Genomic DNA, 12,575 nt, shown 5'->3' with positions numbered 1-12,575 from the left:
ATAAGATCACTCGTTAGAAGTGATAGTCAGAACCTTAACAGCGTCGGGAGTTATCTTTCTGAAGCCGCAGGTGATAGATACTGTCATCTGGTCGAGCTGACGGTCGATGAGCTTGTCTGTCTCCATGATAAGGTCTGTGCTTGTGATGAATTCAAGTGCGAAATTACGGTCGATACCGATGATAGTATCATTATCGGCAGCCGAGGTCTTCACAAGCTCTGAGCCGAATGGGAGAATGAGCTTGCCGTCGGCGTTTGCGGAGCACTCCTTGAGCTGATCCATAGCAGCTATCTTTGAAGCTACGGCAGGTGAGGTGATGACTGTAGTCATATCGAAGCAGTCGAATTCGCCGTAGAGTGCGGCAAGGTCATCGTAGGTAAGAGATGATGTAGTGATAGGAGTCGTATCTGCTTCGAGTACGGCAACAGCCTTTTTTACAACGGATACTGCAAGTCTTGCGCCTACGCTTCTGAGCATTACGCCGAAAACATCAAGTCTCTGCTGACGGATAGCCTCGTAGGAAGCGCTGATGAGTCTGCCGAACTTTTCAAGCAGGGTAGCAGTAGTGCTTTCGGTAACTGTAGCCTCGGGGAGAAGTGTAGCCTGCTCTGTAGTTGTGTATGTCTCGGAGTCATCGAGTACGCAGCCAAGATACTGACCGCTTGAACATACAGTCTTAGCAGCGCATACGGAGCGGAGAACAGTCTCATCGAAGCCCTTTCTGATGCAGCGTGTAACGAATTCGGGGAAGAGCACGGCTGTTTCCGTAGTTGAGAAGAACTTCTCAACGCAGTCGCAGTCCTGACCGTTTATCCTGATATTGAAGCGCTTGAGCTGTCTCTCGAAAGCGTCCAGCTTTTCGAGGGGAGTGCCTGCGTAAGCCGAGGAGGGGTCAAGCTCCTCAAGAGCAGCTGTGAATGACTTTCCGCTGAGATTGTAAAGGCCCTTTTCAAGTTTGATATCGTTATACATAGATTTACCTCCGTTAATTTTCATTATTTTCAAGGCGGAGTTCAATTTCTCTCGCCTGTGCGTTTTTCAGCCTTGCTTCTGCAAGAGCTGTTTCGTCCTGTAAATTGATGTTGTCCCACTCCACCGAGCAGGATGCCTCCGAACCAATGGAAGCAAGGAATGAATTGCCCACGTCGCATATGACTGGTGTCAGCAGTCTGCGGTAGTATTCAAGCTCTGAGGTGAGTATATCTGCCTGCTGTGAGGACATTCTCTCCGTAGAGCTCCATGAGAGCCCCAGCAGAAACGGCGGTATAGAGAGCTTTGCAATGAGCTGTTCGAGTATCTGTCTCACAGGGACATTTGTATCAAAGAGCTGATTTTCAGCGCCTATGACCTTTATATCTACATCTCCTACAGCTACAAAGTCTTTTACCTGACCGTATTTTGCCGAGTTCATTCCGTCAGCCCACTCACGGGCTATCTGCTGAGCGCGTTCACGGGAAAACATTACATCTCCAGCCTGCCCCGTTGGCTTATAGGTCACGGCATAGCGGACATTTCCTGCACGGTCGAAATTCTGACCGATACATTCGTATATCCTCATAAGGATACCGCTGAGTGACGGGAGTCCTCTGAGCAGGGAGTTGCCTCCTGTAAGTGCAGCATAGAGTATGCGCTCTGGGTGGGCTATTTTATGGGAACTGCCGTCGGGAGCTACGATATTATAGCTTCTGCTGAACGGGTCAGCTCCTGCGGTTATGCGTATGCGTGAAACATCTCCGTTCCACAGTCCTGCAATGCGGCGTTCCTCGCTGTCGGGGACTATCTCGCCTGCGGCACTTCCGTAGGTGAGGAGACTGTCGAGAAAATTATCCGCGAAGCAGCCTATTGAGCGTCCCGTAAGACCTACGGGGACATTGGCAAGGAAACTGTCAAGCTCCTGCTGGCAGCTCTCATCGCTGCAAATCACATGGAAGCCGCCCGTAAGTCTTATCATTTTCATAATAGCCGCATCTATGATAGGTACGGCGCAGCGCAGCCTGTCGTACAGCTCCTTTTCAAAGGGCTGGACAGTTGCAGGAAGAGCAAATTTCTCACAGCATGAACGTTGTGTGCCTATAAGCTCAGGGGTGGATCCCGAAGATTTCTTCTTCTGAAAAAACTTCATAATTCCTCCTTTTACTTTTTTGAACGGTGGTTCAGCGGTTTACGGACAGTGCGATAAGGTCGCCGCTGTCCCGTGAATTTACGATATCCGCCACAAAATAGCGCATATCGTCCATAGCATGGTCGTTTTCCTTTATGGGAGCGTCTGCACCTGCCTTTTCGTTCCAGCTGTACAGTGTGAACTCCCTGAGGATATCCCTGCATGAGCAGTGGAATTTCAGCCTGCCCTGTTTAAGAGCGGTGCTTACCTGTCTTATGCCCGAAATAACGTCGTTATCGGCTTTGACTGCAAGGAAACGTCCATGTCTGCGGATACATTCTATAAAGCTTGCGGCAGATGGGTCAACTATGACCTTTTCGATATTTCGTGAGCCTGCAAGCTCTTCGAGAGCTGTGTAGTGCTCCTCATCGGTTCGGGAGATCCCCTCGCGCTTTGAGTCGTAATAGTATTCCTTCAGCCTGTACCATATGCCGTCACGGAGTCCCCAAAGCCCGAAGGATGAGGGATTTACGGTGCCGTAATCGCAGGATATGACGTATCTTTCGCAGTCCACATCGCCGCTGAAAACGTGGTCATTTTCGCTGAACATCGGGTAGACGATGCCCTGTGAGGCTGTCCATTTTCCAAGTATGAAGCGGTCGTAGAATGTGCCCGAATACAGGCGCTCATAGCGTTTCCTTACCCACTGTGAAAGTGAAGGATTGTCCTCCATTGTGAAGTGAAGATACAGGGCGTTCTTTTCCTTGCGCTTCAATATCCACTCTTTGTAGAACCAGTGGGAAGGGGTGTCGGGATTGCAGTTGAACCACATTTTCGAGTCTTTTACAGAGCATCTTGCAAGAGCCTGTTCAACGAAGGAACGGGGCATCAGAGCTACCTCGTCGAAGAATACTCCCGACAGAGTCATACCCTGTATGAGTGCGGCGGAGCTTTCGTCCTTGCCGCCGAAAAGGTATATTCTGTTGGTATGACCGTTGAAGGTGATATCGAGGTAGTTTTTGCTTACCCTTTCGTCGATAGCAAAGCTGTTTTCTCTGAGCAGAGTAAGCATGGGAGTTATTACGTTTCTGCGGAGAGAGGTTATGGTCTTTCCGCACATGGCAAAGGCTCCGCCGTCAAAGCGCTGACTTGCCCAGATGATGAAGCCCAGCGACATAGAAAGAGTCTTGCCGCTTCGTACTGCTCCGTCGCATATTATTGCGTCGTATCCGCTGAAGCGATGAGAGCTCCACCACTTCATTGCGACTCTTTGTTTGAGTGAGAATTTAGTTATCTTCAAAGCTCTCACACTCCTCGTCGGCGGTCATGGCACTTATAAGGCTTGCCGCCCTGCTGCGGTCGGTATAGGCATTTTCAAGCTCGAAAAGCTTTTCAAGCGCCTTCATTCTGTCGAAGAATTTTACTTCCACGCCGCCTCCTTTTACTCGTTTTATTTCGGAAACATTGAACAGGTCAAGTCTCCCTACAGTTTCCGCAGGAGGGAGCTCGTCAGCGAACACAAGATATACAGCGTCGGTGCAGCTCCCGAAAGCAAGCCTTTTCAGACCTGCGGTAATGCTGCCGCCGTCAGAGAGGATATCTCTTATTTCTGCGATAGTATCCTGACATTCCTTTGTTTTGAGAAGCTCGATACCTGCGGTCAGGGCGTTTTCACGGGGGAAGCCTGCTTTGAGCGCGGCTTCCTCTGCGCTGCCCAGCGTAACATAGTTACAGCAGAATATGTTAAGTTTTGCTTTAGTGTTTTTGTTCAAATGATATGACCTCCTTTCAGTCCTGAACAAAACCACCGTTCATAAGGGGGCAAAAAAAGGGCAAAAAACAATGCAAAACCATTGATTATTGAAAAAATAATTTTTCACTTTGTATACCTGCATAATTTCAACAGGCGATTATAGTGCAAAAACAACAAAGAAAACTCCTGTGTGCGTATCGGGATTAGGTCGTCCCTTCATTTTATTTTCAGCGTGATGTATGTGGCTGTTTTGCTTGAATGGAAAAATCAACTTTTGATCCTCAGACTTTCGGCTGTTGTTCCGTTCTTCTGCTCATTATTAACAATTTGGAAAAGATTTTTATGGATATAGTCAATTGACTGTTAACATATAAGGTGGTATAATATATAATATAAACAAATATGGAGAACGGTATATAACAGCTTGTAAAAATGTTATACGACTTGCTTTAAAACAAGACCCGATTTTTATAAAAGAAGGAGCGTATATTATGGATTTTGAGAGATTGCTTAGTGGATATAAAACCAAAACCTGCGTGATGTCAGTTGAAAAATTTCCCGACGGGAGCTACGGAAATATACGTATCGTTGCAGGAAACAAGGCTCATTGCGATGATATGATGAATGTTATGCACCGCCCGTTCGTACCCGATTCACCATATGAGCAGTATCTTCCGCAAAATAAGAATTTCGAGGACTTCTGCTACAGAAGCGCCTTTCTGGGACAGCCCCTTCATTCTTATGTAAGCCTTCCGCAAATGGGACTGTGGCTGAATATGTTCCTGCTGCCCCTTGAATCCGATAAGGAAAATATCGGATACTGTGTATATATGTATGATGTAACGCCGAATGTTGATCTTGAACAGAGGTCAAGTCTGTCCGCAGATACTTCATCGGCGGTCATAAAGACCTGTATCAAGCTTCGCGGTTCAAACAATATACATAATACCTTCAATGAGGTCATGGAGGATATACGACAGATATGCGGCTCGGTACATTGTTGTATACTGCTTGTTGACAAAGCCGAGCACAGCTGCAATGTATTCTGTGAAGCACTCAGACCCGACTGCAATCTGCCGCCTATGGAGAAACTGATAGATGATAAATTCTTCGAAATAACTCAGACATGGGACGACACACTTGGCGACAGTACCTGTATAATATTGAAGGATCAGCATGATATGGAATGGCTGAAATCGGTCAATCCTTTGTGGGCAGAATCGCTTATACGTGAAGATGTGAAAAGTCTCGTATTTTTCCCGCTCAGGTATAACGGTGAAACTCTCGGATATATGTGGGTCGGCAATTTCAATGTTGACAACACAGTAAAAATAAAGGAGACGCTGGAGCTTACTACATTCTTCCTTGCTTCCGAAATATCTAACTATCAGCTTATGCTAAAGCTTGAGATACTCAGTTCAATCGATATGCTTACGGGAGTTAAGAACCGTAATACCATGAATAATGTGGTCGATGATATAGTGGCGGGAAAGAAGAAAATGAATTACCCTTATTCCGTTATATTTGCAGACCTGAACGGACTAAAACGCGTGAACGATGAGAACGGTCACAGTGCAGGCGACAAGATGCTGAAAAGTGCGGCGGCTATACTTCGCGGTGTTTTCCATGACGGAGAGGTTTACCGTGCAGGCGGAGATGAATTCATGCTCATAGCTGACGGTCTCGGTGAAAAGGAGCTTGAAGCGAGAGTTAAGCAGCTTGCCGAACAGGCTGCAACAACGGAAAATGTGCATTTCGCAGTAGGTACGTGTATTGTCAACGAAGGCGAGGATATACGCAATGCAATGCGCCTTGCCGATGAGAGAATGTACGTCGACAAGAACGAATACTACGAACGCCACCCAGAGAGAAAATACAGATGAAATAAAAACAAATCCCCGCAGCCTGCTGCTGCGGGGATTTGTCATTTTATGTATCTTTAAGGAGATTGATAACATTTATTATTTCAATGCCGAAAGATCGTCGAAGCTGTACTGATTGCCGACGTTCTTCCAGTTCTTTGACTCGAATTCGTTTACTGCACTGTCATATTCTTCTTCGCTGACAGTGTCATCGTTGACTTTGTAGGAAGCGTTTTCTTTTCCTACTGCACCTGAGTTCTCACAGGTTCTCTGAACGAATGAGAGGCTGTGATCTTTATACTTGTGCATAACGGTATAGTTATTGCCCTGATTGATGTCTGCAATTCCGAAAAGCCCCTCTTCAGGACAGATCAGCAAGCTGCCGTAAGCTCCGTAGCGAAGTATCTGCCTGTCGCTGTTAAGAATGGGCATGGCTTTTTCGTTGTCGTAATAGTAGAATATAACACCCGTAACGTGCTGCTGAGCCTCGGATATGAGAAGCTCGGGAGTACCATCATTGTCTATGTCCTGCAAGTCCCATGTGGAATGGTCTGTGAAGCTTTCCGAATTTGCGAAATCAGCGAGGACTTTTTTGTACGCACCTTTCCAGCCGGCGGTTTCAGTTGCTTCGGGGGAGAAGGTATTGTTCACAGGCATAACAGCTCCCTCAGCTTTTTCTGATGCTGCCGAGGCAGGTATATCTGTTATGATGTTGCTCATTGCAGAGGTATTTGCGGTATTAACAGCCTTGCAGCCGATAAGTCCTAATGATACAGTTGTCAGTACGGTCAGGAAAAGTGACTTTTTCATTTTGTTGTCTCCTTTGTTTTTATTTTTATAAGTACTTTTGTAAGGCTGCCGTTTAAGTGCTTTCACTTATATATTCGTTTCAGAAAGCCAAAATGTAACAGAAATATTGGATTTTTTTCTTTTTTGTGAAATTTGCTGCAAAAAGCCCCTCACAGCCTAACCGTGGTACTCATATAGAAGCTTATACTATTTATCGGGGGAAACCTTTCTGAAGAAAGGCTTCCTCTGACGGAGGCGCGCCCCTCTGCCCTTCGGGCATCTCCCCACACTGTGGGGAGTAACCCCGAACCCCTTTCCAAAGACTTTTTTAGCTGATTTTTTCTCAGATAGGGCACACTGAAAATAAAAAAGCCCCGCAAGTAATGCAGGGTGTGCCCTATCTGAGAAAAAATAAAACTGAAAGTTTTCGGGAGAGAGTTTGAGAGAAGCCCCTTTTTCAAAAGGGGTTCTCTCAATAAATACTACAAAACTGCTATATGGGTATCGAGGTTAAGCTGTGAGGAGCTTTTTTCAGTGATGGCGGGCTGGTTTTTGGACTTCATATTATTCTTTGACTTTTCCTGCTTTTAGCCTTGTCAGATAATCCTTTGTCTCAGCCGTAACTACTCCCGAGAGAAGGATTATGGCGATAACATTTGGGATAGCCATGAGTCCGTTGAATATATCAGCAATGTTCCATACGGCTTCGACTGCAAGATACGGTCCTATGAATACGGCGGCAATGTATATCCAGCGGTATATATTGGTTATCCTTTTGTTTGCGCCTGTAAGATAGGAAAGACATCTTTCGGAATAGTAATTCCAGCCAAGAATAGTCGTGAATGCGAATACTGCCAGACAGGACATAAGTATAAAGGAGGACACTCTCTCACTGAACGGCAGACCATAGTCAAAAGCGTCCATAGTTATCATTACGCCTTTAAGCTCGGAGGTATTATGGCTGCCTGACATTATTATAGCAAGTCCCGTCATTGTACAGACTATGATAGTGTCGATAAAAGTACCTGTCATTGTTACGAGGCCCTGACGGACGGGCTCGTTGGTCTTTGCGGCAGCTGCTGCGATAGGAGCAGAGCCGAGACCTGCTTCGTTTGAGAAAATACCTCTTGCCACACCGCTTTTCATAGCGTTCATCATTACAGTGCCTGCCGCACCGCCGGCAGCGGCTTTAAGGCTGAAAGCACCCTTGATTATTGATGCGACAGCGGAGGGGATCTCCGTGATATGACAGAAAATAATAGTCAGGCAGCAGCCTGCATAAGCTACTATCATAACAGGTACTACCACTTCGGAAACTGTAGCGATACGCTTGATGCCGCCGATAACGATAAGTGCGGTAAGCAATGTTATGAGAGCACCTGCAATAACTGTTGCCCATGTATATTCCATGCCAAATACAGAAACAGTATGGCTTTTCTGAGGGTCAAAGAAATTATTTGCAGCTGAGGTTATGCCGTTTATCTGCGTTATAGTACCGATGCCCATGATGCCTGCAAGAAGTCCGAACAGCGCAAACATTTTGCCGAGCCATTTCCAGTTTCTGCCGAGTCCGTTTTCGATATAATAGAAAGGACCACCGAGGATATTTCCGTTTTCGTCCTTGACACGGTACTTTACAGCCAGTAGTCCCTCGGCGAATTTTGTAGCCATGCCAAGAAATGCAGCAAGCTCCATCCAGAATAGCGCACCTGCTCCGCCTGCGGCAATGGCAGTGGCGACTCCGACTATATTACCCGTTCCCACTGTTGCCGACAGAGCAGTACACAGTGCTGCAAAGCTGGAAACCTCGCCGCTTCCTTCTTCCTCGTTTTTCACCATGTACTTCAAGGCTTTTCCAAGCTTGTGTATCTGAAGGAACCTCAGTCTTACCGTAAGCAGGATACCGCACGCCATAATGAGGATTATAAGCGGAAGTCCCCATACATAGCTGTCTATCTGACTTATTATATTATTTATCTTCTCCATCGACAAATCTCCTGTAATGTCCGTAAATAAAGCCTTGTTCTTATATTTCACAGAGCAAGGCTTTTATAGTTCACTCTATACCGACAAAAGTGTAATCCTGAGCTTCAACAGCTGCTTTGATAACGTCAGCAGGTACGTCCTTGCTGAGTGTGATAACAGCGGTATTTGCATTGTGGTCGGGAACAGCACTTTCGATACCGTCGATAGCTTCAAGAGTTTTCTTAACTCTTGCCTCACAGTGCTCGCACATCATACCTTCGATCTTTAATGTCTTTGTCATAGCTTTTTCCTCCGTTTTTATCATTTTGGTTTTTATTTTCTTATCATGACTTGCATCATGTATCTTGACTAAGTTCAGCCTGAGAGCGTTCATGCACACGCAGAAGCTGGACATTGCCATAGCTGCCGCACCGTATGCAGGCTTCATTTCTACACCGTACAGACCTATTGCAAGGGGTATGCACACAGCGTTGTAAATAAATGCCCAGAACAAATTCTCGTGTATATTTCTTATGGTTGCGCGGCCCAGACGTATCGCAGCGGAAACATCAGTCAGCCTGTTCTTCATAACAACTATATCGGCAGCGTCTACAGCTACATCTGCACCTGCGCCTATTGCAATGCCTGTGTCAGCAGTAGTCAGTGCAGGAGCGTCGTTTATACCGTCACCGACCATGATGACCTTGCCCTGCTTTTTCAGCTCTGATATCTTCTTAGACTTTCCGTCGGGAAGAACTCCCGCGATAACGTTGTCAACGCCTGCCTGTCTGCCTATCGCGCCTGCTGTGCGTTCATTGTCGCCCGTGAGCATGAATACGTTTATGCCCATACCCTTGAGCTCTTTTACGGCGGCTGCCGAGTCGCTTTTTATTGTGTCCGCAACAGCTATGATGCCGATAAAGCTGCCGTTCTTTGCAAACAGCAGAGGTGTTTTGCCCTCATCGGAAAGCGCGGTCACTTTTGCGGTATAGTCCGAGGGGATATCATAATTCTGAGAGATATACTTATAGCTGCCGCCTTCAAGCATTTCGCCGTCAAGCACAGCTGAAATGCCGTTTCCTGCAAGTGCCTTGAAATCTGTTGCCTCGGGAATAGTCATACCCGAAGTTCTTTCTGTTATGGCTTTTGCAAGAGGGTGTTCGCTTTTTGCTTCGATAGCAGAAGCGTATGTCAGCAGCTCGTTTTCTGTGATACCGAAAGGAAGTATATCCGTAACATCGGGCTTGCCCTCGGTTATAGTTCCTGTCTTGTCAAGTGCGACTATATTTGCTCTGCCCACAGCTTCAAGAGAAGCGGCTGTTTTATACAGTACGCCGTTTTTAGCTCCCACACCGCTGCCAACCATTATAGCCACGGGAGTAGCAAGTCCGAGGGCGCAGGGACAGCTTATAACAAGTACGGATATAGCTCTTGCAATGGCAAAGCTGAACTCCTTGCCTGCTATCAGCCAGCCTATAAGCGTCAGCAATGCTATCGCCATAACAGCAGGCACAAATATCCCCGATACCTTATCGGCTATTCGTGCGATAGGAGCTTTTGTAGCTGCTGCGTCCGATACGGTCTTGATTATCTGTGAGAGCGTGGTATCCTCTCCGACTCTTGTAGCACGGCAGCGGATATAGCCTGCCCTGTTTATAGTTGCTGCCGAAACAGCAGAGCCCACTTCCTTGTCAACGGGTATGCTTTCACCTGTGAGAGCGGATTCGTCCACGGAAGATGAACCGTATACCACAACTCCGTCAACAGGTATGCTTCCGCCGGGCTTTACTGCGAAAATATCGCCCTCTCTGACTTCTTCGATACCGACTTCATGCTCTTCGCCGTCCCGATACAGGACAGCTGTTTTCGGAGCAAGCTTGATAAGCCCTTTCAGAGCGTCGGTAGTGCGTCCTTTTGACATGGATTCAAGCATTTTTCCTACCGTGATAAGGGTGGGTATCATGGCTGCGGACTCGAAATACAGGTTCATTCCGTATTTCATAACAGTCTCATGCTCGCCGTTGCCCTGTGCAAGTATCATTATGAACAGCTCTGCCAGCGAATAGCCGAATGAAGCACTTGAACCCAATGCAACAAGGGTATCCATATTAGGGTGTCCGCTGAAAAGCGACCTGAAGCCGTTAGTGAAGAATTTCCCGTTTATCATCATAATGATGATAGCAAGAAGCATTTCAAATACGCCGAGAAATACGTGATTATCAAATGCCGCAGGTGCAGGGAATCCCCACATCATATGTCCCATTGAGAAATACATCAGAACTAACAGAACTATTGCAGACTTTATCAGACGTTTCCTCAGCTTGGGTGTTTCGGTATCTTTCAGCATATCTTCGTCGGATACCGATGCTTTTGCTTCTGCGCCCTTTTTTGAAGCGCCGTAGCCTGCATTTTCAACTGCTCGGATTATGTCCTTTTCAGATGCAGTACCCTCAACTCCCATGGAATTCGTGAGAAGGCTGACCGCACAGCTTTTGACTCCCGGAACGGCTGATACTGCTTTTTCAACTCTTGCACTGCAAGCTGCACAGCTCATTCCTGTCACATTATATTGCTCCATTGAAGCTCCTTTCCTGTTATTTCATTATCTTCTGCAATGTAGCTACAAGCTCGTCTATGACTTCGTCTTTTCCTGCACGGATATCGTTTACGACACAGCTTTTCATATGAGAAGCGAGAAGCTCCTTGTTGAAGCTGTTCAGTGCGCTGTTTATAGCCGATACCTGTGTTAATATGTCGGGGCAGTAAGCATCGTTTTCGAGCATCTTTTCGACTCCGCGGACCTGTCCCTCTATCCTTTTAAGTCTGTTCATAAGCGACTTGAATTCTTCTTCGCTTCGCTTTTTCTTACGTTCACAGCAGCAATTATGTTTATCCATATCAGCCCTCCTCAAATACCCCTGTAGGGTATCTCGTCTACTATATTATATACCCCTGTAGGGTATTTGTCAAGAGCTTTTCAAAAATTATTATGTTCTTAATAAGCAGTTTTATTGATACTATAATCAAAGAAGCTATAAATTGAAACTATAACTGCGGCTTTTTTATAGAATAATACAATTGTATTTGGGGCGGAAAAGAAGTATAATATTACTTGTGATAATATCAGAAAAGGTGACAAAGGTGAATAAGATAGGAAAAATGCTCCATGCAGTGCTTACGCTCTTGCTGGCAGCAGGCATGGTGGCTGCATCGGAGATTTTACACGATAAGGAGATAATTTTCCCTGAGATAACGGCTGTTGCGATAGGAGCACTGACAGCTCCGAAACAGTCATGGAATGCATCAAGGCTGAGACTTCTGCTGACAATAACTGCCGCTGCGGTAATTGGCGTAGGTCTGGTATTTGTACCGCTTCCGCCTGTAGTTAAGGTGCCGCTTGCAATAGCGTGTGCAGTAGCTTGTGTTACCGCATCAAAAACAGAGTTCCTGCCTGCTATATCAGCCTGTGTACTGCCTGTGCTTCTGGAAACAAAATGCCCTATCTACATAGGCTCGGTAGTTGTGATGACCTCGCTGATACTTCTTGCACAGCTGTTACTTGAGAAGCTGGGCTTGCGCGAGAAAAATGTATTTACGCCCGTAAAGCCCGATAAACAGCTGATCGCACTGCGCATACGCCAAACAGCGACGGCAAGTATCGTATGCATGATACCTGTGCTGACAAAGGAGATATTCTTCATAGCTCCTCCGCTTATCGTAGCGTTTTTTGAGATGTCAAAACCGCACAGCAAGCTGCTGGGACGTTCAACGCAGGCGGCTTCACTTATAGTCCTTGCCGCGGTCAGCGGAGTCCTCTCGCGGTTCCTTCTCACAGAAAGGCTGGGACTTCCTCTTGCTGTATCGGCTACTGTATCATGTACAGTGATACTCATTGCCGTGTGCAGAATGAAGCTCTATTTTCCGCCATGCGGAGCGGTAGCGACACTGCCGTTCATCATACCCGAAGGAGCACTGATGAGATTTCCGTTCGAGATAGCAGCAGGCACAATGATATTCATTGCCGCAGCCTTTGTTCTTTCAAAGGAACGCAGCATAGCCTTTAAAGTAAAGAAAAAATTAAGACCGCAGAATTAACTGCGGTCTT

At 46.5% G+C, this 12,575-nt stretch carries 10 protein-coding genes; 2 read left to right on the top strand and 8 right to left on the bottom strand.

Annotated features, from left to right (window positions below):
- Positions 1-6 precede the first annotated feature (6 nt).
- The 4 genes from BUB28_RS12240 to BUB28_RS12225 are packed head-to-tail and all read right to left on the bottom strand — an operon-like array spanning position 7 to position 3,873.
- Entirely contained in the window at positions 7-972 is a 966-nt protein-coding gene (locus tag BUB28_RS12240; RefSeq protein WP_072951816.1) for a phage major capsid protein, read from the bottom strand.
- Between the two features lie 13 nt (positions 973-985).
- Positions 986-2,122: a serine/threonine protein phosphatase gene (locus BUB28_RS12235; protein WP_072951814.1), complete on the bottom strand. Its 1,137-nt coding sequence runs from the start codon at positions 2,120-2,122 to the stop codon at positions 986-988.
- A 31-nt stretch (positions 2,123-2,153) separates the two neighbouring features.
- Positions 2,154-3,401, bottom strand: a complete 1,248-nt coding sequence (locus BUB28_RS12230; protein WP_072951813.1) for a PBSX family phage terminase large subunit — start codon at positions 3,399-3,401, stop codon at positions 2,154-2,156.
- Complete coding sequence (locus tag BUB28_RS12225; RefSeq protein WP_072951811.1) at positions 3,388-3,873, bottom strand: terminase small subunit; 486 nt, start codon at positions 3,871-3,873, stop codon at positions 3,388-3,390. Before BUB28_RS12225 ends, BUB28_RS12230 begins: the two co-directional genes overlap by 14 nt.
- Before the next feature lie 472 nt (positions 3,874-4,345).
- Here BUB28_RS12225 and BUB28_RS12220 point away from each other — a divergent pair, with 472 nt between their 5' ends.
- On the top strand, positions 4,346-5,737 hold the full coding sequence (locus BUB28_RS12220; protein ID WP_072951810.1) for a GGDEF domain-containing protein: 1,392 nt from the start codon (positions 4,346-4,348) through the stop codon (positions 5,735-5,737).
- Between the two features lie 78 nt (positions 5,738-5,815).
- Here the strand turns inward: BUB28_RS12220 and BUB28_RS12215 are convergent, their stop codons facing one another.
- The 4 genes from BUB28_RS12215 to BUB28_RS12200 all read right to left on the bottom strand — a co-directional run bounded on the left by BUB28_RS12215 (position 5,816) and on the right by BUB28_RS12200 (position 11,367).
- Entirely contained in the window at positions 5,816-6,526 is a 711-nt protein-coding gene (locus tag BUB28_RS12215) for a hypothetical protein (protein WP_072951808.1), read from the bottom strand.
- Positions 6,527-7,069: 543 nt separating this feature from the next.
- On the bottom strand, positions 7,070-8,491 hold the full coding sequence (locus tag BUB28_RS12210) for an alanine/glycine:cation symporter family protein (protein WP_072951807.1): 1,422 nt from the start codon (positions 8,489-8,491) through the stop codon (positions 7,070-7,072).
- Between the two features lie 70 nt (positions 8,492-8,561).
- Complete coding sequence (locus tag BUB28_RS12205) at positions 8,562-11,048, bottom strand: heavy metal translocating P-type ATPase (RefSeq protein ID WP_072951805.1); 2,487 nt, start codon at positions 11,046-11,048, stop codon at positions 8,562-8,564.
- A 16-nt stretch (positions 11,049-11,064) separates the two neighbouring features.
- Complete coding sequence (locus BUB28_RS12200) at positions 11,065-11,367, bottom strand: metal-sensing transcriptional repressor (RefSeq protein ID WP_072951803.1); 303 nt, start codon at positions 11,365-11,367, stop codon at positions 11,065-11,067.
- Between the two features lie 217 nt (positions 11,368-11,584).
- Between BUB28_RS12200 and BUB28_RS12195 the strand changes: the two genes are divergently transcribed.
- Entirely contained in the window at positions 11,585-12,565 is a 981-nt protein-coding gene (locus BUB28_RS12195; protein WP_072951802.1) for a hypothetical protein, read from the top strand.
- Positions 12,566-12,575 lie beyond the last annotated feature (10 nt).

Source organism: Ruminococcus flavefaciens, assembly GCF_900143025.1.
Lineage (GTDB): Bacteria > Bacillota > Clostridia > Oscillospirales > Ruminococcaceae > Ruminococcus > Ruminococcus flavefaciens_I.
This window is presented reverse-complemented; position numbering and strand designations above follow the sequence as displayed.